The sequence below is a fragment of the Pseudomonas sp. CFBP 8758 genome (assembly GCF_014841725.1).
Lineage (GTDB): Bacteria > Pseudomonadota > Gammaproteobacteria > Pseudomonadales > Pseudomonadaceae > Aquipseudomonas > Aquipseudomonas baltica.
This window is the reverse complement of record NZ_JACYUK010000005.1, coordinates 243,816-266,566: the sequence shown is the minus strand read 5'-3', so window position 1 is coordinate 266,566 and position 22,751 is coordinate 243,816. Positions and strand designations below refer to the sequence as shown.

At 62.3% G+C, this 22,751-nt stretch carries 19 protein-coding genes; 9 read left to right on the top strand and 10 right to left on the bottom strand.

All coding sequences use genetic code 11. The features are described from left to right. Window positions 1-33: 33 nt before the first annotated feature. On the bottom strand, window positions 34-606 hold the full coding sequence (locus IFT75_RS13000) for a xanthine phosphoribosyltransferase (RefSeq protein WP_122716026.1): 573 nt from the start codon (window positions 604-606) through the stop codon (window positions 34-36). 58 nt (window positions 607-664) lie between these two features. After that, the gene (rep, locus tag IFT75_RS12995; protein ID WP_192055110.1) at window positions 665-2,674 is read right to left on the bottom strand and encodes a DNA helicase Rep; all 2,010 of its coding nucleotides are present in this window, start codon (window positions 2,672-2,674) and stop codon (window positions 665-667) included. A 214-nt stretch (window positions 2,675-2,888) separates the two neighbouring features. On the opposite strand from rep, the gene IFT75_RS12990 reads away from it, so the two are divergent. After that, window positions 2,889-4,559 carry a putative bifunctional diguanylate cyclase/phosphodiesterase gene (locus IFT75_RS12990; RefSeq protein ID WP_122479944.1) on the top strand — a complete coding sequence of 557 codons (1,671 nt, stop codon included), beginning with the start codon at window positions 2,889-2,891 and terminating at the stop codon, window positions 4,557-4,559. On the opposite strand, the gene IFT75_RS12985 is transcribed toward IFT75_RS12990, so the two are convergent. Beyond that, window positions 4,540-5,919, bottom strand: a complete 1,380-nt coding sequence (locus IFT75_RS12985) for a NorM family multidrug efflux MATE transporter (RefSeq protein ID WP_192055108.1) — start codon at window positions 5,917-5,919, stop codon at window positions 4,540-4,542. The two genes, IFT75_RS12990 and IFT75_RS12985, sit on opposite strands and share 20 nt — an antisense overlap. A 224-nt stretch (window positions 5,920-6,143) precedes the next feature. On the opposite strand from IFT75_RS12985, the gene IFT75_RS12980 reads away from it, so the two are divergent. Further along, complete coding sequence (locus tag IFT75_RS12980; RefSeq protein ID WP_192055106.1) at window positions 6,144-8,135, top strand: methyl-accepting chemotaxis protein; 1,992 nt, start codon at window positions 6,144-6,146, stop codon at window positions 8,133-8,135. A gap of 24 nt (window positions 8,136-8,159) precedes the next feature. On the opposite strand, the gene hglS is transcribed toward IFT75_RS12980, so the two are convergent. Continuing rightward, entirely contained in the window at window positions 8,160-9,533 is a 1,374-nt protein-coding gene (gene hglS / locus IFT75_RS12975) for a 2-oxoadipate dioxygenase/decarboxylase HglS (RefSeq protein ID WP_192055104.1), read from the bottom strand. A 121-nt stretch (window positions 9,534-9,654) separates the two neighbouring features. Beyond that, window positions 9,655-10,542: a LysR substrate-binding domain-containing protein gene (locus IFT75_RS12970; RefSeq protein WP_122479940.1), complete on the bottom strand. Its 888-nt coding sequence runs from the start codon at window positions 10,540-10,542 to the stop codon at window positions 9,655-9,657. A gap of 131 nt (window positions 10,543-10,673) precedes the next feature. Between IFT75_RS12970 and amaB the strand changes: the two genes are divergently transcribed. Together amaB and amaA are read left to right on the top strand one after the other, a co-directional pair. Beyond that, window positions 10,674-12,164 (top strand): L-piperidine-6-carboxylate dehydrogenase, encoded by a 1,491-nt coding sequence (gene amaB / locus IFT75_RS12965; RefSeq protein ID WP_185794677.1) that lies wholly within the window; start codon window positions 10,674-10,676, stop codon window positions 12,162-12,164. An 82-nt stretch (window positions 12,165-12,246) separates the two neighbouring features. After that, on the top strand, window positions 12,247-13,533 hold the full coding sequence (gene amaA / locus IFT75_RS12960) for an L-pipecolate oxidase (RefSeq protein WP_192055103.1): 1,287 nt from the start codon (window positions 12,247-12,249) through the stop codon (window positions 13,531-13,533). Window positions 13,534-13,830: 297 nt separating this feature from the next. Here the strand turns inward: amaA and IFT75_RS12955 are convergent, their stop codons facing one another. The 3 genes from IFT75_RS12955 to IFT75_RS12945 all read right to left on the bottom strand — a co-directional run bounded on the left by IFT75_RS12955 (window position 13,831) and on the right by IFT75_RS12945 (window position 17,217). After that, window positions 13,831-15,324, bottom strand: a complete 1,494-nt coding sequence (locus tag IFT75_RS12955; RefSeq protein ID WP_192055101.1) for a YifB family Mg chelatase-like AAA ATPase — start codon at window positions 15,322-15,324, stop codon at window positions 13,831-13,833. A 150-nt stretch (window positions 15,325-15,474) separates the two neighbouring features. After that, window positions 15,475-16,335, bottom strand: coding sequence for a DMT family transporter (locus IFT75_RS12950; protein ID WP_197975888.1), 861 nt, complete (start codon window positions 16,333-16,335; stop codon window positions 15,475-15,477). Between the two features lie 9 nt (window positions 16,336-16,344). Next, window positions 16,345-17,217, bottom strand: coding sequence for an aspartyl/asparaginyl beta-hydroxylase domain-containing protein (locus IFT75_RS12945; protein ID WP_192055099.1), 873 nt, complete (start codon window positions 17,215-17,217; stop codon window positions 16,345-16,347). Window positions 17,218-17,307: 90 nt separating this feature from the next. On the opposite strand from IFT75_RS12945, the gene IFT75_RS12940 reads away from it, so the two are divergent. Then, complete coding sequence (locus IFT75_RS12940; RefSeq protein ID WP_192055097.1) at window positions 17,308-18,219, top strand: LysR family transcriptional regulator; 912 nt, start codon at window positions 17,308-17,310, stop codon at window positions 18,217-18,219. Here the strand turns inward: IFT75_RS12940 and IFT75_RS12935 are convergent. Next, window positions 18,167-19,108 carry a LysR family transcriptional regulator gene (locus IFT75_RS12935; RefSeq protein ID WP_192055096.1) on the bottom strand — a complete coding sequence of 314 codons (942 nt, stop codon included), beginning with the start codon at window positions 19,106-19,108 and terminating at the stop codon, window positions 18,167-18,169. The two genes, IFT75_RS12940 and IFT75_RS12935, sit on opposite strands and share 53 nt — an antisense overlap. Before the next feature lie 86 nt (window positions 19,109-19,194). Beyond that, a complete protein-coding gene (locus IFT75_RS12930; protein WP_122479935.1) occupies window positions 19,195-19,455 on the bottom strand; it encodes an accessory factor UbiK family protein in 261 nt (86 codons plus the stop codon). A 413-nt stretch (window positions 19,456-19,868) separates the two neighbouring features. On the opposite strand from IFT75_RS12930, the gene glnK reads away from it, so the two are divergent. The 4 genes from glnK (at window position 19,869) to sutA (ending at window position 22,632) form a co-directional block, all read left to right on the top strand. After that, window positions 19,869-20,207: a P-II family nitrogen regulator gene (gene glnK, locus IFT75_RS12925; protein WP_002555808.1), complete on the top strand. Its 339-nt coding sequence runs from the start codon at window positions 19,869-19,871 to the stop codon at window positions 20,205-20,207. A gap of 40 nt (window positions 20,208-20,247) precedes the next feature. Then, complete coding sequence (locus tag IFT75_RS12920; protein ID WP_122479934.1) at window positions 20,248-21,582, top strand: ammonium transporter; 1,335 nt, start codon at window positions 20,248-20,250, stop codon at window positions 21,580-21,582. A 201-nt stretch (window positions 21,583-21,783) separates the two neighbouring features. Next, window positions 21,784-22,209 carry a secondary thiamine-phosphate synthase enzyme YjbQ gene (locus IFT75_RS12915; protein ID WP_122479933.1) on the top strand — a complete coding sequence of 142 codons (426 nt, stop codon included), beginning with the start codon at window positions 21,784-21,786 and terminating at the stop codon, window positions 22,207-22,209. A gap of 99 nt (window positions 22,210-22,308) precedes the next feature. After that, window positions 22,309-22,632 carry a transcriptional regulator SutA gene (gene sutA / locus IFT75_RS12910; RefSeq protein ID WP_192055094.1) on the top strand — a complete coding sequence of 108 codons (324 nt, stop codon included), beginning with the start codon at window positions 22,309-22,311 and terminating at the stop codon, window positions 22,630-22,632. The last annotated feature ends 119 nt before the right edge of the window (window positions 22,633-22,751 follow it).

Here is a 22,751-nt window from a genome sequence, read left to right as displayed (position 1 = left end):
TCGGCCGCGAAGGGCTGGATGCGGTGTATCAGGTCACTCCAGGAAGGTCACGACGCCGTTGGCCAGCGACTGCACGCGCGCCAGGGACTCTACGCGATAGCCCTGTGCATCGAGCTCGGCGCGGCCGCCCTGGAAGGATTTTTCGATGACGATACCCAGCCCGGCCAGCTTGGCACCGGCCTGGTTGATGATCGAAATCAATGCCTGCGACGCCTTGCCGTTGGCCAGGAAATCATCGATCACCAACACGGTATCGCTGCTGTTCAAATGACGCGGCGAAATGGCCACGGTGCTTTCGGTCTGCTTGGTGAACGAATACACCGAAGCCACCAGCAGGTTTTCCGTCAACGTCAGCGACTGATGCTTGCGCGCGAAGATCACCGGCACGCCCAGGCGCAGCCCGGCCATCACCGCCGGCGCGATACCCGAGGCCTCGATGGTGACGATCTTGGTGATCCCGGCATCGGCAAAGCGGCGGGCGAACTCGTCGCCGATCTGCTGCATCAAGAGCGGATCGATCTGGTGATTGAGAAAGGCATCGACCTTCAATACCTGATCGGAAAGCACGATGCCTTCTTCGCGAATCTTTTTGTGCAGAGCTTCCACGGTGGTTCCTCGATGTACCAATGTGCGCGGGCCGGCTGTGGCCCGGGCAGGGTTGAATTCAGCGTTTGAGCATGGCGCGGATATCGGCCAATGCAGTATTGCCGCGCACGGCTTTGACTTCCGTGGGCGTATCGTCGTTGCCTTCCCAGGCCAGATCGTCGGGCGGCAGCTCGTCGAGGAAGCGGCTGGGCGCGCAATCGATGATCTCACCGTACTGCTTGCGCTTGGCGGCAAAGGTGAACGCCAGGGTCTGCCGCGCGCGGGTAATGCCCACGTAGGCCAGACGGCGTTCCTCCTCGATGGTGTCGGCTTCGATACTGGAACGGTGCGGCAGGATTTCCTCTTCCATGCCCATGATGAACACGTAGGGAAATTCCAGCCCCTTGGAGGCGTGCAGGGTCATCATCTGTACGCCCTCGGCGCCGTCCTCTTCTTCCTGCTGACGTTCGAGCATGTCGCGCAGCACCAGCTTGCCGATCGCTTCCTCAACCGTCATGGCGCCGTCTTCGTCTTTCTCCAGGGTGTTCTTCAAGGCCTCGACCAGAAACCACACGTTGCTCATGCGGTAGTCGGCGGCCTTCTCGCTGGAGCTGTTGGTGCGCAGCCACTGCTCGTAGTCGATGTCCATGATCATGCTGCGCAGCGTGCCGATCGGGTCTTCACCGGCGCACTGCTCGCGGACCTTGTCCATGTAGCGCTTGAAGCGGCCCAGGCGATCGGTGAAGCGGGCGTCCAGATGTTCGCCCAGGCCGATCTCATCGGTGGCCGCGTACATCGAGATCTTGCGCTCGGTGGCATAGTTGCCGAGTTTCTCCAGGGTCGTCGAGCCGATTTCCCGGCGCGGCACGTTGATCACGCGAAGAAAGGCATTGTCGTCGTCCGGGTTCACGATGAGGCGGAAGTAGGCCATCAGATCCTTCACTTCCTGACGCCCGAAGAAGCTGTTGCCGCCGCTCAGGCGATACGGAATCTGGTGGTGCTGCAACTTCAGCTCGATGAGCTTGGCCTGGTAGTTGCCCCGGTAGAGGATGGCGAAGTCACTGTAGGGCCGGTCGGTGCGCAGGTGCAGGCTGAGAATCTCGACGGCCACCCGCTCGGCCTCGGCATCTTCGTTGCGGCAGCGGATCACGCGGATTTCATCGCCGTGACCCATTTCGCTCCACAACTGTTTCTCGAACGCGTGGGGGTTGTTCGAGATGAGCACGTTGGCGCAGCGCAGGATACGGCTGGTGGAGCGATAGTTCTGCTCCAGCATGACCACCTTCAGCGACGGGTAGTCGTCCTTGAGCAGCATCAGGTTTTCCGGACGCGCGCCACGCCAGGCGTAGATCGACTGATCGTCGTCGCCGACCACGGTGAACTGGTTGCGCGCGCCGATCAACAGCTTCACCAGCAGGTACTGGCTGGCGTTGGTGTCCTGATATTCGTCCACCAGCAGGTAGCGGACCTTGTTCTGCCATTTTTCGAGAACGTCGGGGTGGTCCTGGAACAGCTTGACCGGCAGCAGGATCAGGTCGTCGAAGTCCACCGCGTTGAACGCGCGCAGCGTACGCTGGTAGTGGCTGTAGACGATGGCGGCGGTCTGCTCCTTGGGGTTGCGTGCCTGCTCCAGCGCCTGGGGCGGCAGGACCAGGTCGTTCTTCCAGGCGCCGATCATGTTCTTGATCTCGTCGACGCCGTCTTCGCCCGAGTACTCCTTCTGCATGATGTCGGTCATCAGCGCTTTCACGTCGGCTTCGTCGAAGATCGAGAAGCCTGGCTTGAAGCCCAGCCGCGCGTGTTCCTTGCGGATGACGTTGAGACCCAGGTTGTGAAAGGTCGACACGGTCAGGCCGCGGCCCTCGCCGCCGCGCAGCAGGCTGCCGACGCGCTCTTTCATCTCGCGCGCCGCCTTGTTGGTGAAGGTCATGGCGACGATGTACTGGGCACGAATACCGCAGTTCTGGATCAGATGGGCGATCTTGCGGGTGATCACGCTGGTCTTGCCGGAGCCTGCACCGGCGAGCACCAAAAGAGGGCCGCCGACGTAGTTCACGGCTTCTTGCTGCCGGGGGTTGAGTCGGGACATGACGGGAGTCACTGACGAAATGGCCGCGCATTTTAGCACCGCTGGTTCAACTGTGCCGCGACCGCAGATCCATTAAAATTTGCCGGTTTGCCGACTTTGCAGCAGGATGTGGTTACACGTTGACACGTACTGTGGATTGGGTCTGCCCCGAGCTGCTGGCGAGGCCGTTTTTAAGCGCTATCGAATGACTGTGAAACTGTCCCAAGGAGCTCGTTTGTCTACGCCTGTCGAACCCGCGCGGCTGTTGCTGCTGGCCCAGGATCGCACCTGGGCCACGTCGCTGCGTGAGTGTCTGGCGACCCTTGGCAATGTGGCCACATTGATCGAGGCGTCCGCCTGGGATCCTGTGGCTGCGCACTTCGACAACCAGCCCGGCACCTTGCTGCTGACCACCACCGCCCTGCTGCCGGCGCCCGGCCGTTGCGCGCTGCCGATCGTGCTGCTGCTGACCCAGGAGCCGGACGAGCCGCCGCCGGGTGCCAGCGACTGGCTGGTGCTGGGCGAACTCACCAGCGACACGCTGCGCCGCTGCCTGCGCCATGTGCGCGAGCGTGGCGTGCTGCAGGACACCCTGCAGCGCCTGGCCGAGCAGGACCCGCTGACCGGCATCGCCAACCGCCCCGGTTTCCAGACACTACTGGCCGCGCGCCTGGCCGAGCAGGAGGGCCGTGGCGTAGCCCTGGGCCACCTGGACATGGATAACTTCCGCCATGCCAACGATGCGCTCGGGCACCAGGCCGGCGACCGGCTGATCCTGCAGGTGGTGGCGCGCCTGAAGAAGCAGCTCGAGGCGGGCGATCAGGTCGCTCGCCTGGGCAGCGACGAGTTCGCCTTGTTGCTCGACACCCGGCGCGATCCATCGCGCGCCGAACGCCTGGCCGCCAACATCATCGAGGCCATGGCCGAGCCGTATTACGTGGACGGCGAGAGCCTGCTGATCGGCTGCAGCCTGGGCATCGCCCATGCCCGTGCCGGTGCTGGCGCCGATCCGCTGATGTGGCATGCGCACATCGCCATGCAGCAGGCCAAGAGCACCCAGGGCTGCAGCTATCATCTGTTCAACGAACGCATCAACCGTCACGCGCGCAGCCTGGCGGACCTGGAAAGCGAGCTGCGCCGCGCCCTGCGGCGTGACGAGCTGGAGCTGCACTACCAGCCGCGGCTGGACCTGAGCGGCAATACCATCGTCGGTCTCGAGGCCCTGGTGCGCTGGCGCCACCGCGAGCGTGGCGTGCTTGCCCCCGGCGAATTCGTGCCCCTGGCCGAGCAGAGTGGGCTGATCGTACCGATGGGTTACTGGGTGATCGCCCGCGCCCTGCGCGACATGCAGACCTTGCGCGATGGTGGCTTCGAACCATTGCACATGGCAATCAACCTGTCGTTCCGGCAGTTCCAGGATAGCCAGCTGCTCAGCACTCTGGGGCGCTTGATCGCCGAGCGCGGCATCGACGCCGGCTGGCTGGAATTCGAACTCACCGAAACCGCCGTGATGCGCCGCAACGACCTGGTGAAGCGGACCATGGACGCCTTGGGCTGCCTGGGCGTGCGTTTCTCCCTCGACGATTTCGGCACCGGCTTCTCCTCGTTCGTCCACCTGAGCAGCCTGCCGATCGCCTTGCTCAAGATCGACAAGAGCTTCGTCAGTGGCATGGAGCAGCGTCCGGAAAACAGCAAGTTGGTTCACGCCATGATCAACCTGGCGCACAACCTTGACCTGAAGGTCGTTGCCGAGGGCGTCGAAACCCCCGAGCAGCTGGCGTTGCTGCGTGATTTCGGCTGCGATCAGGTGCAGGGTTACCTGATCAGCCGGCCCCTGCCATTGGAGCAGCTGCAGGCATTCCTGCGTTTCGGCCAGGCCCAGGCCATCAGGTCGCCAGCGCCGTAGGCCCGGCCAGACGGCGCAGTCGGCGCATGCGCCACTCGAACGCCCAGGTCAAGGTACAGGCCGAGCACAGCAGGCCCAGCGCCAACCCCCACCACACGCCCACCGCACCCAGCTGGAAGTGGAACGCCAGGCTCCAGGCCGCTGGCGCACCGATTGCCCAATAGCAGAAAAGCCCCACCAGAAACGTGGTCTTGGCGTCCTTGAGGCCGCGAATGGCGCCCATGGCAATGGTCTGGATGCCGTCGAACATCTCGAACCAGGCCGCCACCGCCAACAGGCTGATGGCCAGTTCGATGACACCGTGGAAGGCCGGATCGGCGCGGTCCAGAAAGACGCCCACCAAAGGGCCCGGTGCGAGCCAGAACAGCAGGGCGAAGCCGAGCATCACCACCGCACCGAAGCCGATGCCGACCCGCCCGGCCAGGCGCGCAGCCAGCAAGTGCCCGGCGCCGTAGTGCTGGCCGATGCGCATGGTCACCGCGTAGGACATGCCGGCAGGCACCATGAAAGCCACCGAGATGATCTGCAGGGCAATCTGGTGCGCCGCCAGGGGCGTGCTGCCCATGGTGCCGATGCACAGCGCGGCGAAGGCGAACAGGCCGACTTCCACGGCGTAGGTGCCACCGATCGGCAGCCCCAATCGCCACAACTCGCGCAAGGCCGGCAGGTTCGGCCGGGCCAGACCCTTGAGCAGCGGGTAGGGCGTGTAGGCACGGTGATAGCGGATGTACAGCGCCAGCGCGATGGCCATCAGGTTGCTGACGATCGCGGTGACCATGCCGATGCCCACCAGGCCCAGTTTGGGCAAGCCGAACAGGCCCTCGATGAACGCATGGTTGAGCAGGTAGTTGGCTACTGTGGCAATGATGCTGATGACCATCACCGGCGTCGCCCGACCCAGCGCGGCGGTGAAGCCGCGCAGCGCCATGAAGCTCAGGAAGCCTGGCAGCGCGAAGGGCAGCAGCAAGAGGAACTGGGTGGCGAAAGCGACGTTGGCCGGAGTCTGCCCGAGCATGGCCAGGACCGGCCCCAGGTTCCACAGCAGAACCGCCGCCACCGCCGCCATGCCCCAAGCCAGCCACAACCCGGCCTGGGTCAGGCGCGCCACGCCTTGCTGGTCGTTGGCACCCTTGCGGATCGACACCAGGGTGCCGACTGCAGCGATCACGCCGATGCAGAAAATCGAGACGAAGGAATAGCTGGCCGCCCCCAGGCCGCCGCCAGCCAGCGCCTCGGGGCTCAGGCGGGCCATCATCAGGGTGTCGGTCAGGACCATCAGCATGTGTGCCAGCTGCGAGGCGATCAGCGGCCCCGCCAGCCGAAGCAGGGCCTGAAGTTCGATACGTACGGTGGGCTGCATGATGAATCCGGCTCGGTCGGCTCAGGGGTGGGACGCAGGATTCTCAGCCTTGTGGCAGCGCAACGCAAATGTGATGTGTAACGTTCATGTCGCAGTGCGGCGCTCAAGTATTCGTTTGGATCGCCGATGTAGCAGTACCAATAAAATCAAGGATGGCAGGTGCAAGAAAGGTCTGGACCATCCCTGGCACTGCCTGCCACGTACACGTTTCCCAGGAGCTTCACATGTCTCAACCTCGCGCTCGTATCGCCACGCAACTGGGCATTGCCCTGGCCGTGATCCTCGCGATCGTCATCACCGGCAGCACCGCCTTCGCCCTGCGTTCGCTGGACATCGCCAACCTGGCCATCCGCGAACAGCACATGGCCAGCGAGGCGCGGCTGCTGGCCGACCAGCTCAGCACCTTCCACAGCACCCTGCGCGACAGCACCCAGCGTTTGAGCGGGCTGTTCGAGAAGCGCTTCGCCGGCGGCCTCAGCGTGGACGCCAACAGCCCGGTCACCGTGGCCAACCAGCAGACACCGAGCCTGCGCCTGGGCAGCCAGACCTTGAACAACGACTTCAAGGAAGTCGACGATTTCAAGCAGCTGACAGCGGGTGTCGCTACGGTGTTCGTGCGCAGCGGCGCCGAGTTCGTGCGTATCAGTACTTCCCTGACCAAGCAGGATGGCAGCCGCGCGATCGGTACCGCGCTCGACCATGCCCATCCCGCCTACCAGCGTTTGCTCGACGGCCAGAATTACATCGGCCGTGCGGTGTTGTTCGAACGTTCCTACATGACCCAGTACACACCGGTGCGCGACGGCTCGGGCCAAGTGATTGCGGTATTGTTCGTCGGCTTCGACTACACCGACGCGCAGAACACCCAGTTCGCCAACCTGCAGCGCTTCCGCATCGGCCAGACCGGCTCGCTGGCCTTGCTCGACGAGCAGAATCGCTGGCTGGTAGCGCCAGCCAACGTCAACGACCCGGACGCCGCCGCCAAGGCATTGGCCGACCTGGCACTGCTGGATGGCAAGGGCCGGTTGTGGAACGACGGCAAGCAGGACATCTTTTCCGAAGCGGTGACATTCCCCGGCGGGCCCTGGAGCGTCGTGGCGAGCATGCCCAAGGCAGAAATCAATGCCGTGACCTGGAGCGTGGGGACGCAACTGGCGATCGGCAGCCTGCTGGCCATGCTGATCGCCGTGGGCGCAGCCATCTGGCTGCTGCGCAGCAAGCTGCGGCCTCTGGGCGAACTGGTGCGCCAGGCCGAAGCCCTGGGCGCGGGTGACCTCGATGCACGCCTGAAGGTGTCCAGCCATGACGAAATAGGCCAGCTGGCCAGCAGTTTCAACCACATGGGCGAAGCCTTGTCGAACATGGTCGTGCACATCCGCAATGCCGCCCATGAAGTCAGTGGCCGCGCGCAAACGTTGTCGAGCCTGTCGGCGGGCGCCTACGAGGGCATGGAACACCAGTCCGGCGAGATTTCCAGCATGGCCGGCGCGGTCGAGGAATTCAGTGCGACGTCCCTGGATATCGCCGACAACATGGGCCACACCCAGCGGATGGCCCAGGACAACGCCCAGCAGACCCGCATCGGTCGAACCTCCATGGACGAGGCGTCCAATTCTCTCGAGCAGATCGCCGGCGCGCTGAACAGCACCGCTGGGGTGATCAACACGTTGGGCCAGCGCTCGCAGGAAATCGGCGGCATCGTCGGCGTGATCACCTCGATTGCCGAGCAGACCAACCTGCTGGCCCTCAACGCCGCCATCGAAGCGGCCCGTGCCGGCGAGCAGGGCCGGGGCTTTGCCGTGGTCGCCGACGAAGTGCGCAGCCTGGCCTCGCGCACCCGTCAGGCCACCGATGAAATCTCCGGCATGATCAGCAGCATCCAGAAGGAAACCGCCAACGCCATCAGCACCATGGACCAGGGCAACGTGTTGATGCGCGAAGGCCTGACGCGCAACGCCAAGGTCGCCCAGGCGTTGGCGCAGATCGACGAGCAGAGCCGTTCGGCCGGGCATCAGTTCGATGCCATCAGCACCGCCACCCAGGAGCAGAGCAGCACGGCCACCATGCTCAGCAGCAACCTGCAGAGCATTGCCATGACCAACGGCGAGCAGCGCGAGGTGGTGTCCAACCTGGCCCAGACCGCCCGCGAGCTGGAAGGCCTGGCCGCAGAGCTGCGCCAGGAAGTGAACCGTTTCCGTGTAGGCGGTGCCCGCTAGCGGCAGGCTTCGGCGCGACCGGCCTCAGTTCAGCGCGGCAAGGCCCAGTGCGCGGGCGCAGTCGTCCAGCGAGCGCTGCTGGGTCTGGGCGTACAGCGCCAGCTCGTCGAGCACCGTTCGGCCCAGGGCCTGATGGAACGCCTCCTGGCTCGACCCCAAACCATAGTCGGCCTGGGCATCGTCGCCCAGGTTGGACTGGAAGATGCCTGCGGCGCTGACCGGCAGGAAATCTTCGTAGACCAAGGGCTCGCAGCGAATCGCGCCATTGTCCAGCAGACCTTTCAGCGTCGTCTGGCCCGCGCTGGGCTGGCCGCTGGCGAAATAGCGAAAGAACGCCAGGTCCTGCTCGCGCATCTGGCCCAGATCATCCGGAAACTCACTGAACTGCTCGCCCAGCAGACGCATGTACTCGTCGGCATTGGTCTCGCTGGGGAACCCGGCAAGCGCGCTGCGCGAGGCGTTCAGCAAGCGATCGTACAGCGCACGCCCCTTGGGCGTCAGCGCCGCGCCGCGTTGCTCGATCTCGCCGAAGCGCGCGGTGTGGCTGCCTTCGGCGACAGCGGCCTGATCGGTGAAGGCGACCTTTTCCTGCAGCGCCTTGAAGCTGGTCTGCCGCAACAGGATGGCATGGCGACGCGGCGGCGGCCCTTCGATGACGGCCTTGGGTGTGATCCCGCGCGCGGGCATCAGCGCCTGCACCTTGTCGATGTCCAGCGTGCGCGGGGTCAGGTGATTGATGTGCGGCCCCTTGAACGCCACCACATCGGCGATCAGTCGATGGGCGTCGTGCAGGCGTTGATACTGGTCCGCTGTCACCGTGGCATCGTGGTGCCAGCGGAAGGTTTCCAGGGCCTGCTCGACGAACGCATCGGCGTCGGCTTGGTCGAGGCCGCCGTCGCGCTCGAATCGCTCGATCAGGGCCAGGCACGGCGAGGTGAATATCTGCCGCTGCGCCAGCAGGTGGGTGGCCTGTTCGCGCAATGCGGCATCCTCGATCAGTTCCAGACGCAGCAGGGACGTGAACACGCGAAACGGGCTTACCTGCAAAGACTGTTCGTGCACCGCGCGAAATGCCGTGGAGTGCACCGGCACACCCGCCGAGGTGAGATCGTAGTAGCCCACCGGTTGCATGCCCATCACCGCGAACAGCCGAGCGATGGTCGCCAGCTCTGCGGCGGTGCCGACCCGAATCGCGCCATGGCGCTCGGCATCCAGACGCTCGATCTCGCCGGTGCGCGCCAGGGACGCGGCCAAATCCGGCTGTTGTTCCAGCCCCTGGCGATTGACTTCGCCGACCAGGCTCATCAAGTCGCCATACAACGGCACTTCGTTCTTGTACATCTCGGACATGGCGCGGGAAAACGCGGTACGGGTCTGGTCGGGGCTGACGAAAGGCATGGCGAACTCCTGGCGCAAAGGGCTGGGAGTATGAAAGCGGGGAATGACCTGTGCGATCAAGCGAAAAAAAGTGCGGGGGTCATTCCCGCAGGTCGGCTTCGCTGTCGTTCATGCTGCGCCGCTAGTGGGCGATCTGCCCCAGAATCCAGTCGACCAGCGCGCGCACCTTCGGCACTTCCGCGGCGTGTTCGGCAAAGGCGACGAAATGCGCGCCCTGGCTGCTCATGGTGTGCGGCCAGGGCATGACCAGGTTGCCGTTGGCCAGGTGGTTCTCTGCCAGGTAGCGCGGCACCAGGGCCACGCCACAGCCGGACAGGGCAGCGCTGAGGCACATGTAGAAAGTATCGAAGCGCGGGCCGTGGTAGCTGTTCTGGGCGCTCAGGCCCTGCTCCAGAAACCACTCGTGCCACGCCTCGGGGCGCGACGTACATTGCATCAATACCAGCTCGGCCAACTGTTCGGCGTGGGTCAGCGGCTGATCGAGCAGGTCGGGCGCGCACACCGGCACCACCTGATCGTCGAACAGCTCGATGCAGGTCGCTCCGGGCCAGGTGCCCTGGCCGAAGAAAAACCCCACGTCGGCCTTGGCCTGCAGCAAGGCGAACGGCTCGAGTTCGTTGCGGATGTCCAGATGGATATTGGGGTGCGCCTTGCCGAAACCCTTGAGCTTGGGGATCAGCCAGCCCACGCCGAAGCTGGGCTGGGTGGCGACGGTGAGCACTTCGGTTTCGTCGCCGTAGGACAGGATGTAGCGGCTGGAAATGTCCACCTGAGTGAGGATCTTGTTCACCTCGGCCAGGTACAGCGAGCCGGCCGGTGTCAGTTGCAGGCGTCGGCGGATGCGCAGGAACAGGTGGTGACGCAGCATGTCTTCGAGCTGCGCAACCTGCTTGCTGACCGCGCTCTGGGTCAGGTGCAGTTCTTCCGCTGCGCGGGTGAAGCTCAGGTGGCGGGCGGCCGCTTCGAAGCACTGCAAGGCCGTCATCGAAGGAACAAGGCGTTTTGACATGGAGGCATCGCCGCAAGGTCATGAGGTGAGGGAATGATATATGGAATATTGCTCCGTTGTGGTGGTCTGGCCTGCGGATTAATACTGATCTCAATCCGTTCTTATCGTTAAAGCCTTGTGAGGAGAAAACAATGGTCGATGGCCTGCTCGAAAGCCTGGGTGTTGCGGCGAGTGCATTCAAGGATGGCAACCATCCTGTTCACACCCCAATCGACGGCAGCCAGATCGCCTCGGTGAGCCTGGAATCCAAGGCGCAGGTCGTGGCCAAGATCGCCCTCGGGCACGAGGCGTTCCTGGCTTGGCGCACCGTGCCGGCCCCCCGTCGTGGCGAGCTGGTGCGCCTGTTCGGCGAAGTCCTGCGCGCACACAAGGCCCAGCTCGGTGAGCTGGTCTCGGTCGAAGCCGGCAAGATCACCCAGGAAGGTCTGGGTGAAGTGCAGGAAATGATCGACATCTGCGATTTCGCCGTCGGCCTGTCTCGCCAGCTGTACGGCCTGACCATCGCTTCCGAGCGCCCAGGCCACCATATGCGTGAAACCTGGCAGCCGCTGGGCGTGGTCGGTGTGATCAGCGCCTTCAACTTTCCGGTGGCAGTGTGGGCATGGAACACCGCCCTGGCCCTGGTCGCCGGCGATTCGGTGATCTGGAAACCATCGGAAAAGACCCCGTTGACCGCGCTGGCCTGCCAGGCACTGTTCGACAAGGCCCTGCAGCAGTTCGGCGATGCGCCAGAAGGCCTGGCGCAATTGATCATCGGTGACCGCGAAGCGGGCGAGGCGTTGGTCGATGACCCGCGCGTCGCCCTGGTCAGCGCTACCGGCAGCACTCGCATGGGGCGCGAAGTCGGTCCGCGGGTCGCTGCGCGGTTCGGCCGCACAATCCTCGAACTGGGCGGCAACAACGCCATGATCCTGGCCCCCAGCGCCGACCTCGACCTGGCCGTGCGCGGCATTCTCTTCAGTGCCGTGGGCACCGCTGGCCAGCGCTGCACCACCTTGCGCCGGGTGATCGTGCACAGCTCGATCAAGGACGAAGTGGTTGCTCGGGTCAAAGCCGCCTACGCCAAAGTACGCATCGGCGATCCGCGCAAGGACAACCTGGTCGGCCCGCTGATCGACAAGCAATCCTTCGATGCCATGCAGGGTGCCCTGGCCAAGGCGCGTGACGAGGGGGGCGAAGTGTTCGGCGGTGAGCGTCAGTTGGCCGATCAATACCCGAACGCCTATTACGTCGCACCCGCCATCGTCGAAATGCCTGGTCAGTCGGATGTCGTGCGCCACGAAACCTTCGCGCCGATCCTGTATGTATTGAGCTACGAAGACTTCGACGAGGCCCTGCGCCTGAACAACGAAGTGCCACAGGGCCTGTCCTCGTGCATCTTCACCACCGACCTGCGTGAAGCCGAGCGATTCCAGAGCGCAGCGGGCAGCGACTGCGGCATCGCCAACGTCAACATCGGCACCAGCGGCGCGGAAATCGGCGGTGCCTTCGGCGGCGAAAAGGAAACCGGTGGCGGACGCGAATCCGGCTCCGATGCCTGGAAAGCCTACATGCGCCGCCAGACCAACACCGTCAACTACTCGCGCGAACTGCCGCTGGCCCAAGGCATCGTGTTTGATTGATGGTTGATTGATGTGGGAGCGGGCTCTGCCCGCGATGACGACGGCGCGGTCCGAACCCGATTTCCCTGGCTTGGAATGAGTCATGAGCGAACTACGGCAACAATGTCTTTGGGAACACATCACCGCCAGGCCCCCTCACACGGCGGCCCTGGCCAGTGCGGTAAAGGCGGATGTTTGCGTGATCGGCGGCGGCATCACCGGGTTGTGCGCTGCCATCGAGTTGCTGGAGCAGGGCAAGCGTGTGGTGCTGCTCGATGCCAGTGAAATCGGCACCGGCGGCTCGGGCCGCAACGTCGGACTGGTCAACGCTGGCACCTGGATTCCGCCCGACGAAGTCGAGCAGACCCTGGGCAGTGCGGTGGGCGGTCGCCTCAACAGCGTGCTCGGCGGCGCGCCGGCTGAAGTGTTCGCACTGATCAAGCGCTATGGCATCGACTGCCAGGCGCACAACGACGGCACCCTGCACATGGCCCACAACGCCAATGGCGTGGCCGACCTGAAATCGCGCTGCGAGCAATGGCAACGGCGCGGCGCCGACGTCGAGCTGCTCACCGGGGCGCAATGCGTCGACTACTGCGGCACTGAAAAGATCGAGGCCGCCTTGCTCGACCGGCGCGCCGGTACCATCAACCCCATGGCCTATACCCGTGGCCTCGGCGCGGCCGTCGAGCGTCTGGGCGGGCAGGTGTTCCAGCACTCGCCGGTGTTGGGCCTGGAACAGCAGGGTGGTGGCTGGCTGGTCAAGACTGCCAAAGGCGAAGTCAACGCCGACAAGGTACTGATCTCCACCGGCGCCTACACCGAAGGCGACTGGTGCAACCTGCATGGCCAGTTCTTCCGTGGTTACTACTACCAGGTGGCTTCCAAACCTCTGCACTCGGCCGCGGCAGACGCTGTGCTCAAACACGGCCAGGGTTCCTGGGACACCCGCCTGGTACTGAGCAGCATTCGCCGTGACGACGATGGCCGTTTGTTGCTCGGCAGCATGGGCCGCGTGGACAACAAGCCGGCCTGGTTCATCCGCCGCTGGGCCGACCGCATCCAGACCCATTACTTTCCCCAACTGGGCACGGTCGAATGGGAAATGCACTGGACCGGCTGCATCGACTTCACCCCCGACCACCTCATGCGCCTGTTCGAACCCGCCCCGGGGCTGGTTTCGGTCACCGGCTACAACGGCCGCGGCAACACCACCGGCACCGTCGTGGGCAAGGCCTTGGCGCAGTTTCTGCTGCATGGCCAGGCCGACAGGCTGCCCCTGCCGTTCTGCACGGATAAACCCGTTTCGGTACCGACCCTGCGCACCGGCGTCTATGAAACCGGCTTCTCGCTCTACCACGCCGGCCAAGTCCTGCGCGTGGTTTTGTAGCCTCCAAGCCCTGTGGCAGCGGCGCAAGCCGCTTTGGCCCCGATCGCGTTCCGACAGCCACACCGCACCCACCGCCGACGCGGCTCGCGCCGCTGCTACAGAGGTATCGCAATCCCCCGCCGGCGTGGTGAGCCCCGAACACCGCATTCACGACCGACGTGGTGCTGCACGACCACCGCATCCATGGCCGACGCGGTCATGTATGAATACCCAATCCCCTGTAGCAGCGGCGCAAGCCGCGTCGGCGGTATCCCCGATTGGCCTGCTGAAACGCAATGACGCCCGGCGTCTTACCGATCACTGCGCCGACGGCCGATACTGCAACGCCTCCGCCACATGCGCCCGCTCGATGTCTTTCGCCTGCTCCAGATCCGCCAAGGTGCGGGCCACCTTCAACAACCGGTGCGCCGCCCGCAGCGACAGCGTCAACCGTTCACAGGCGGTTTCCAGCCAGCGCTCATCTTCGGCCGACAACCTGCAATGCTCGCGCAACCCCGGCAGATCGAGAAAGGCATTGGCACACCCCTGACGCCGACTCTGCAACTCGCGCGCCTCGGCCACCTTGCTGGCAGCGCTGGCCGTATTCTCACCCGCCTGTGGCACATGGCTCAGCGCCGTCGCCTCGCGCGCCACCGTCAGATGCAGATCGATCCGGTCGAGCAACGGCCCGGACAGCTTGTTGCGGTACCGCTGAATCTGGTCGCTGCCGCATTGGCATTTGCCGCTGGGGTCACCCAGATACCCACACGGGCACGGGTTCATCGCCGCCACCAACTGGAACCGCGCCGGAAAACGGATCTTGTCCCGCGCCCGCGCAATCACGATCTCTCCGCTTTCCAAGGGTTCGCGCAAGACTTCCAGTACCTTCCTGTCGAACTCCGGCAATTCATCGAGAAACAGCACGCCATGATGCGCCAGGGTGATTTCTCCTGGCTGCGGCCGACTGCCACCGCCTACCAAGGCAGCGCCCGAGGCCGAATGATGAGGATGCCGAAAGGGCCGCTGCGGCCAGTTCTTCAGCGGCACATGGCTGGCCACCGACTGAATGGCCGCCACCTCCAGCGCTTCGCGCTCGTCCAGCGGCGGCAGCAATCCGGGCAATCGACTGGCGAGCAAGGTCTTGCCCGTTCCCGGTGGGCCGCTGAACAACAGGTTGTGCGCGCCAGCAGCGGCCACCAGCAGCGCACGCTTGGCCGCAACCTGGCCCTGCACTTCGCTCAGGTCCGGATAAGGCTTGCTCAACAGCAGCAGGCCATTGGCATTGAAAGGACTGATCGGGTTGCGCCCATTGAAGTGACTGACCAGCTGCATCAGATCATCCGCGGCAATCACCGTCAGGTTCGAGGCCAGCGCTGCCTCTTCGGCGTTATCCCTGGGCACGATCAGCGTTCGCCCCGCATCGCGAGCGGCGAGGGCAGCGGGCAAGACACCCTGCACCGGCCGCACGGCGCCCGACAGCGCCAGCTCGCCCAGGCATTCCACGTTATCCAGGGTAATGGCCGGAATCTGCCCGCTGCCCGCCAGGATACCCAGCGCAATGGCCAGGTCGAACCGCCCGCCGTCCTTCGGCAGATCCGCCGGCGCCAGGTTCAGGGTGATCCGCCGCGCCGGAAACTCCAGCCCCGAATTGAGAATCGCGCTGCGCACCCGATCCTTGCTCTCCTTGACCGAGGCCTCCGGCAGCCCCACCAGCGTCAGCGCCGGCAGCCCATTGGCCAGATGCGCCTCGACCGTGACCGCAGGCGCACCCACACCCACCTGAGCCCGGCTGTGAACGATAGCGAGAGACATGCATGCTCCATGCGTTGAAAGATGAACCGCTTCCTGCGGTGGTGGTGCGAGGGTAGTGGATGAGGGCGGGTATGCCAGTGGGGAAGTGATTCACGGTGCTACTGATTGGAAGTTGCTGTCAGTTCACCTCGCAGGAGGTGGCATACGCTCCTACGTCTGGTTGAAACCTCTCATGGCCATGATGATGAAGAACGCACCGATACACGTAACGATGCTTATAGAGTGTCCAAAGACCAGGTAGTCCAGTGCTATCGTAAATAGCGGTACCAAATAGAATAAAAAGCTAACTTGGCTGGCCGACCTAGATGACAGCATATAAAACAACAGGAGTACGGCGAGCGTTGAGACAACAAGGATCATCCACGCTGCCGACATCATGAAGGTAGGTGTAATGTCGAGCCGGACAGTCGTTAATGGTAGTGCTGTTATAAAGACACTTGCGGCGATCAGGTTTTGATAAAAAGCAGATACCATAGGGTCAATGCTCAATTTTTTTTGCATGACCGAGCCGAGAGTGATCGCTATGACAGAAACCCATGCGAATGCCAATCCCGCTAATGTGAAACCGCTGACATTTTTGGCGCCTATCACCGCGAGCACTAGGCCACCTAACCCTAGCGCTAGGAAGAGAAACCGATGGCGGGCAATGGGCTCGCCCGCTATCAACGGAGTAAGCAATGGCTGTAATCCCAATACCAGCGCCAGCAGCCCTGGAGTCAGGCCGTGGTCCAAGGCAAGGAAGTAGGCTGATTGATAAAAAACTTGCAGTAGAAGTCCTGTGACGAGCGTTTTTAGCAAGAGGTTGACAGGTAATGATAGCTTGGACCTTATGCCTGCTCCTCCGCTATACAGTGTGCACAAAACCAACACCGCCAGCAGAGCACCTGATGCGCGGATAGCCAGGAAAACTGAAACCGAAGCGTCTTCCAACCCTAGCTTGGCAAACACGGCTCCACTGCTCCACGCCAGCAGGAATAAAAGAGGCAAGCAACTCTGTAAGGCGATCATCATACCGCGCCCTTAGTTACGCCAGTCGTTGATCCTGAAGCGTTCGTTGATCGACCTATGTTCGACCAGATAATGTTTGAGGGCCTGCATCCTGGCCGCTACTTCTTGATCGCCGGCACGTAATGCCGCATCCCTTATCCAGTCGTAACACGCCAGAACAGGAATGTCATACTTGAAGTGGTACTTTGACAGGGCAAAGATAATATCTTTCATTGTATGGCGGCTGATGATCACGGCCACTGCGTCTATGATTCCTTCAATGCGGCTTTCCGCTATCGCCGCTCGCGTGATATCAATTCTCTGCTCTAGAGGTAATAATTTTGAAGATTGCAAGAGCACAGATCGCTGTTCGTCTTCCGGCCCAAGCAGAAAGTCCAAGCACAGAAACATCCGGCTCTTCAGGCCAACATTGATAGCGGCGTGATTCACCGCTGCGTCAAGAAACCAGACTTCGCCCGATTTCATTTGAAATACACCTGTTTCATCGGAATGAAAAGCTTCAGAGTTATCTTCAAGCGGTACAAATAAGCGCAAATATTGGTGTTGTCCATCAAACTCGACGAAGTCCCGATGCGGAATAACCATGCCATCGACAAGGCTGCGTGCGCGGACCATCTTCAAATCGTCAAATTTAAAGTTTTCAACTATCAAGCGATTGATTTCAACGCACGTTGTCAAGTGTGAGGTTGGTCGACATTCGCTAGTGTTCCGGTAGGTGCTATCACCACAGTCTCCGGAAGCATTGTAAAGCGATATGTTCTTCCAATGCCCTTGACCAAACTCGTCGTAGGCTTCAGGGATTTTTTCGATACCATTCAGATGCTTTATTTCACTTTCAATATTGTAAGAAGCTATGTCTATTTTTCCGATGATGATGGATGTCATATTGCACTCCTTGTGCTTTTGATGCGCCAATATTAGCGGCTTGATTGATCGGCTGTGTACGAGAAATGATGATGAGAGGTATCTTGAAACGTGATAACCGATAAAATTGTGAATTTAGATCACAACCAGCTCCGAGCGTTCGTGACGGTCGTGGACACCAAGAGTTTTTCCAGGGCCGCTTTGCGATTGCACAGGGTGCAGTCAGCGGTCAGTCAACAGATACAAAAGCTGGAGGCTCAACTACAAGTACGGTTATTCAAAAGAGATACGCATGGCCTTGAACTGACGGCTAGCGGGGAGCGGTTGTTGTCCTATGCTCTACGCCTGCTTGAGGTCAACGATCGGGCAGTGTCAGAGCTTACAGGCCAGCGCTCCGTTCGGGTGATTCGTATCGGCACCTCAGACGTCTATGCATCAAGTTATCTATCTGAGTTGTTGCGCGCATTTCTTGCAACAGATACATCAGAGGTGAATTTTGAGGTTGTTACAGGATACGGCGTTGACATATGGAAGCTTTACGAGCTTGGACAGCTTGATCTCGTCTTGACCCAGGCCTGTCCTCATCATATAAACGCCGAACTTGTTTATACCGAAACACTCGCTTGGGTATGCTCAACAGCGAGTAACGTTGCGTCTATTGAGCCGCTACCCTTGGCATTGTTCACTTCCGGATGCGGCGACCGTGCTGTGGCGCTGAGTGCGCTGGATCGGGTGCGTAAGGCATATAGCGTCGGCCTACAGAGCACAACGTATGCTGGCATTTTAGCCGCAATCGGTTCTGGTCGCTATGTATCGGCTGTTCTCCCCAGCTCGATGACGGGTGACTATCGCGCGCTAGGCCCGGATGATGGATTTCCACGGCTTGGCCGAGTGGGCTTGTCGCTCGCTTGCCGCAGCGACGCCAACTCAAACGTACTGCAACATTTCAGTGAAATAGTACGTAGCTACTTCAAACACCTCGAGCAGCAGAAAAGTCCGTTACCCCACCCCGATCCCCCATGAACGCCTCCAACCGCGACCGCAACCACCGCTCCGCCGGATCCGTATCGGTGATGCTCAACCACACCATCGACAAATCCAGCGTCGGCGCATCGAACGGCAGCGGTTCGTCGAACAGGTTGCCGTGAGCGGCCATCGCGGTCGCGGCGTAGTCGGGCAGGCCGGCGAGCATGTCGGTGCCGGCGAGCAGGGCGGGCAGCGAGCTGAATTGGGGCACCGACAGCACCACTTGGCGGGTGCGGCCAATTTCCTGCAGCCACTCGTCCGCAATGCCGCTGGTGTGCGCAGTCGGCGACACCAGTACGTGGGGGCGGGCGCAGTATTCGTCCAGGGTCAGTGGGGTAGCCGACTTGTCGGCGCGCAGCACGCGCGGGCGCATGCGGCGTAGTAGTTTGCGCTTGGCATTGGCCGGCAGGCCGCGGGTCTGGCTGATGCCCACGGTGATGTCGCCGGAGGCGAGCAGGTCGGGAATACGCCAGTAATCCACGTGCTGCACCACGATCACCACTTTCGGCGCCTCGGTACGCAGTGCGCGCAGCACTTGCGGCAGCAGGCCGAACTCGACGTCGTCGGACAGGCCGATGCGGAAGGTCATGGTGCTTACGGCCGGGTCGAAATCATGGGTCAGGCTCAGCGCCATCGACATCGCGTCCAGCGCCGGGGACAGGTGCCGGATGATTTCCTCGGCGCGCGCGGTGGGTTCCATGCGATGGCCGATGCGGATGAACAGCGGGTCGTTGAACAGGGCGCGCAGTCGGTTCAGCGCTGAACTGACCGTGGGCTGGCCGAGGAACAGCTTTTCCGCGACGCGGGTGACGTTGCGCTCGAGCATGAGGGCTTCGAACACCACCATCAGGTTGATATCAGCCTTGCGCAGCTCGTTGCGGTTCATCGAAGCACGTCCCTGCTGTTCAATGGCAATGCCGAGCGTGGCACAAAGCGGTGCAGCCGATCGGCAACCGAGCTGCGTCTCAGATATTACTCGGCCTTGGGTGCTGCCTTGGCTTCCATCTCGGCGACTTTGGCTTCCAGGCTCTCCAAGCGCGCGCGGGTACGCGCCAGCACGACCATCTGGCTGTCGAATTCCTCGCGGCTGACCAGGTCGAGCTTGCTGAAGCCGGACTGCAGCAATGCCTTGAACTGACCTTCGAGCTCCGCGCGCGGCTGTGCGGTGTCACCGCTGAACAAGCGCGAGGCGTGGTCGCTCAGGGTGTCGAGGAACGCTTTGGGCGGGAGCATGGGAAATTTCCTGAGACAAAGTGATGCGCAGTGTATCACGCAGCCATGCGCTGAAAAGCCGAGCCGCGGCGCACGGTTTTCGCGCACAGGTGTGCCCAGCGCTGCACCCTTGTTGTGCGCTTGCCCGCGCTGCCTGCTCAAACCGCTGCACAAAAGCCGCGCAGGGTGGCCAAATCTCGCGGTTTGCACGACATGGCAAGCTTTCTGCTTAGAGCCAAGAGACCCAGGCACTGATGGACTCGTCGTGACGAGAACGGTGCGCAGCTTCAAGGGAAGTGTTTCGTCAGCAGTTGTTTATCGGTTGTCGGTCCGGGCTGCGGGGTCGACGACGCGTTACAAAGCCAGGCACTGCGCTTAGACTTGATCCGGGTTTGTTTTCCTGGGGCAAGTCCACCAATTCGGGAGAGAGTTTCATGAAGCTAGTCACTGCCATCATCAAGCCATTCAAGCTGGACGACGTGCGCGAGTCGTTGTCGGAAATCGGCGTGCAAGGCATCACCGTTACCGAAGTCAAGGGTTTCGGTCGGCAGAAAGGCCATACCGAGCTGTATCGCGGCGCGGAGTACGTGGTCGACTTCCTGCCCAAGGTCAAGATCGACGTCGCCATCGATGACAAGGATCTGGATCGCGTCATCGAAGCCATCACCAAGGCCGCCAACACCGGCAAGATCGGCGACGGCAAGATTTTCGTGGTCAATCTGGAACAGGCGATTCGCATTCGTACCGGCGAAACCGATACCGACGCAATCTAAAAAAAAGCCGACACAACCCAACGCCCCAGGAGTAAACAATATGACTCTGCGTCAATTCGCAGGGCTAGGAGCCCTGTTGTCCCTCGCAATGCCAGGCCTTGCCCTGGCGGACGAGGCGGCAGCCCCCGTTCTCAACTCCGGCGATACCGCCTGGATGCTGACCGCGACCGCCCTCGTGCTGTTCATGACCATTCCTGGCCTGGCGTTGTTCTACGGCGGCATGGTGCGCTCCAAGAACGTGCTCTCGGTGATGATGCAGTGTTTCGCCATTACTGGCCTGATCAGCATCCTGTGGATGGTCTACGGCTATAGCCTGGCTTTCGACACCACTGGCATGGAGCAGGGCGTCGTCAACTTCAATTCGTTCGTCGGCGGGCTGTCCAAGGCTTTCCTCAGTGGCGTGACGCCGAGCAGCGTCACCGGCCCGGCGGCACTGTTCCCTGAGGCAGTGTTCATCACCTTCCAGATGACTTTCGCCATCATCACCCCGGCGCTGATCGTCGGCGCCTTCGCCGAGCGCATGAAGTTCTCCGCGATGCTGATCTTCATGGCCATCTGGTTCACCCTGGTCTATGCACCCATCGCGCACATGGTCTGGTCCGGCAACGGCGGCCTGATGTGGGACTGGGGCGTGCTGGACTTCGCGGGCGGCACCGTGGTGCATATCAACGCCGGTGTTGCCGGTCTGGTTGCGTGCATCGTGCTGGGCAAGCGCAAGGGCTACCCGACCACCCCGATGGCGCCGCACAACCTGGGCTACACCCTGATCGGCGCGGCCATGCTGTGGATCGGCTGGTTCGGCTTCAACGCCGGTTCGGCTGCAGCGGCGAACGGCACTGCCGGTATGGCAATGCTGGTCACCCAGATCGCCACCGCCGCTGCGGCGCTGGGCTGGATGTTCGCCGAGTGGCTGACCCACGGTAAGCCAAGCGCACTGGGCATCGCTTCGGGCGTGGTTGCTGGCCTGGTGGCCATCACCCCGGCGGCCGGTACTGTCGGTCCGATGGGTGCACTGGCAATCGGCCTGGTGGCCGGTGTCATCTGCTTCCTCTGCGCTACTACGCTCAAGCGCAAGATGGGCTACGACGACTCACTGGACGCCTTTGGCGTACACGGCATCGGCGGCATCGTCGGCGCGATTCTGACCGGCGTGTTCGCAGCGCCCGCGCTGGGTGGTTTCGGCACCGTCGAAGACATCGGCGCGCAGGTCTGGATCCAGCTCAAGGGCGTCGGTTTCACCGTGGTCTACACCGGTATCGTGACCTACGTCATCCTCAAGGTGCTGGATGCGGTGATGGGTCTGCGAGTCAACGAAGAAGAAGAGGCCGTGGGCCTTGACCTCGCGCAGCACAACGAGCGCGGCTACAACTTGTAACCGTTCGGAAAAAAATGCCCGGCTTGCCGGGCATTTTTTTGCCTGCGATTTGTCATCTGCTTCAGGTCCGGCGGGTTTGCCGCCGGGGCTGTCGGCTGCCGTAGCGATCGCGCGCGGCGGCTCAGTGCAAAACAGTCGCGAACAGGCTCTTTGCTTTTTCCCAGAGCGCGCTAGAATGCGCCCCGAACGGACGAGAACGGTATGTGGCAGCAAACCCTCATCACCTTGCGAGCCAGGCCTCGCGGGTTTCACCTGGTGACTGACGAGTTGCTCGCACAACTGCCGCGCCTGCGCGAATGCCGCGTGGGCCTGCTGCATTTGTGGCTGCAACACACTTCGGCGTCGTTGACCGTCAACGAAAACGCCGATCCGGCCGTTCGCCGGGACTTCGAGCGTTTCTTCAACCGCCTCGTGCCACAGGGTGCAGACGGTTTCGAACACAACGACGAAGGGCCCGACGACCTGCCAGCGCACTTCAAGGCCAGCTTGCTGGGCTGCCAGGTGACCGTTCCGGTGACCTCGGGAAGGCTGGCGACAGGTACCTGGCAAGGTATTTATTTGGGCGAGCATCGCGATCATGGCGGCGCGCGTCGGGTCCTTGCCACGCTGTATGGTGAGGACGCTTGACCGCTGGTTACCAGTGGATGTGAATTTTTTCCGGCAACCGTCGACATAAGGTAAAGCTGGGCTATAAATAATCTGCTTTCGCAAGTCATGAGGTAGAACATGAGCGACGATGATCTGGAAAACGACGACCTCGAAGTAGGCGAAGAAGACGAGGCCGAAGAAACCCTCGAGGCGGCTGCCGAAGACGTTGCGGAGGACGACGGTGGCGACACACCCGTACCCGCTGCCAAGGGCAAGGCCAAGGCGGCGGTGTCGGTGGATGAACTGCCGAGTATCGAAGTCAAGAACAAAGAGCGCGATGCGCTGGCTCGGGCGATGGAAGAGTTCCTGTCGCGCGGCGGCAAGGTGCAGGAAGTCGAGCCCAACGTGGTGGCCGATCCACCCAAGAAGCCCGACAACAAGTACGGCAGCCGCCCTATCTGAAGGCTCGTCGCTCGAAGCAACATAGAAAAAGCCCGCGGTCGCTGCGGGCTTTTTTGTGGGTGCGGGGTAGACACTGACGGCCTCTTCGCGGGCAGAGAACTCGCCGCTCGCCCGCTCCC

Coding starts and splice junctions, on each gene's coding strand:
- IFT75_RS12985 (WP_192055108.1), bottom strand. CDS start 5,919: ATGCAGCCCACCGTACGTATCGAACTTCAGGCCCTGCTTCGGCTGGCG.
- rep (WP_192055110.1), bottom strand. CDS start 2,674: ATGTCCCGACTCAACCCCCGGCAGCAAGAAGCCGTGAACTACGTCGGC.
- IFT75_RS12945 (WP_192055099.1), bottom strand. CDS start 17,217: ATGACATCCATCATCATCGGAAAAATAGACATAGCTTCTTACAATATT.
- hglS (WP_192055104.1), bottom strand. CDS start 9,533: ATGCCTTTCGTCAGCCCCGACCAGACCCGTACCGCGTTTTCCCGCGCC.
- sutA (WP_192055094.1), top strand. CDS start 22,309: ATGAGCGACGATGATCTGGAAAACGACGACCTCGAAGTAGGCGAAGAA.
- IFT75_RS12950 (WP_197975888.1), bottom strand. CDS start 16,335: ATGATGATCGCCTTACAGAGTTGCTTGCCTCTTTTATTCCTGCTGGCG.
- glnK (WP_002555808.1), top strand. CDS start 19,869: ATGAAGCTAGTCACTGCCATCATCAAGCCATTCAAGCTGGACGACGTG.
- IFT75_RS12920 (WP_122479934.1), top strand. CDS start 20,248: ATGACTCTGCGTCAATTCGCAGGGCTAGGAGCCCTGTTGTCCCTCGCA.
- amaB (WP_185794677.1), top strand. CDS start 10,674: ATGGTCGATGGCCTGCTCGAAAGCCTGGGTGTTGCGGCGAGTGCATTC.
- IFT75_RS12930 (WP_122479935.1), bottom strand. CDS start 19,455: ATGCTCCCGCCCAAAGCGTTCCTCGACACCCTGAGCGACCACGCCTCG.
- IFT75_RS12935 (WP_192055096.1), bottom strand. CDS start 19,108: ATGAACCGCAACGAGCTGCGCAAGGCTGATATCAACCTGATGGTGGTG.
- IFT75_RS12970 (WP_122479940.1), bottom strand. CDS start 10,542: ATGTCAAAACGCCTTGTTCCTTCGATGACGGCCTTGCAGTGCTTCGAA.
- IFT75_RS12955 (WP_192055101.1), bottom strand. CDS start 15,324: ATGTCTCTCGCTATCGTTCACAGCCGGGCTCAGGTGGGTGTGGGTGCG.
- IFT75_RS12980 (WP_192055106.1), top strand. CDS start 6,144: ATGTCTCAACCTCGCGCTCGTATCGCCACGCAACTGGGCATTGCCCTG.
- amaA (WP_192055103.1), top strand. CDS start 12,247: ATGAGCGAACTACGGCAACAATGTCTTTGGGAACACATCACCGCCAGG.
- IFT75_RS12915 (WP_122479933.1), top strand. CDS start 21,784: ATGTGGCAGCAAACCCTCATCACCTTGCGAGCCAGGCCTCGCGGGTTT.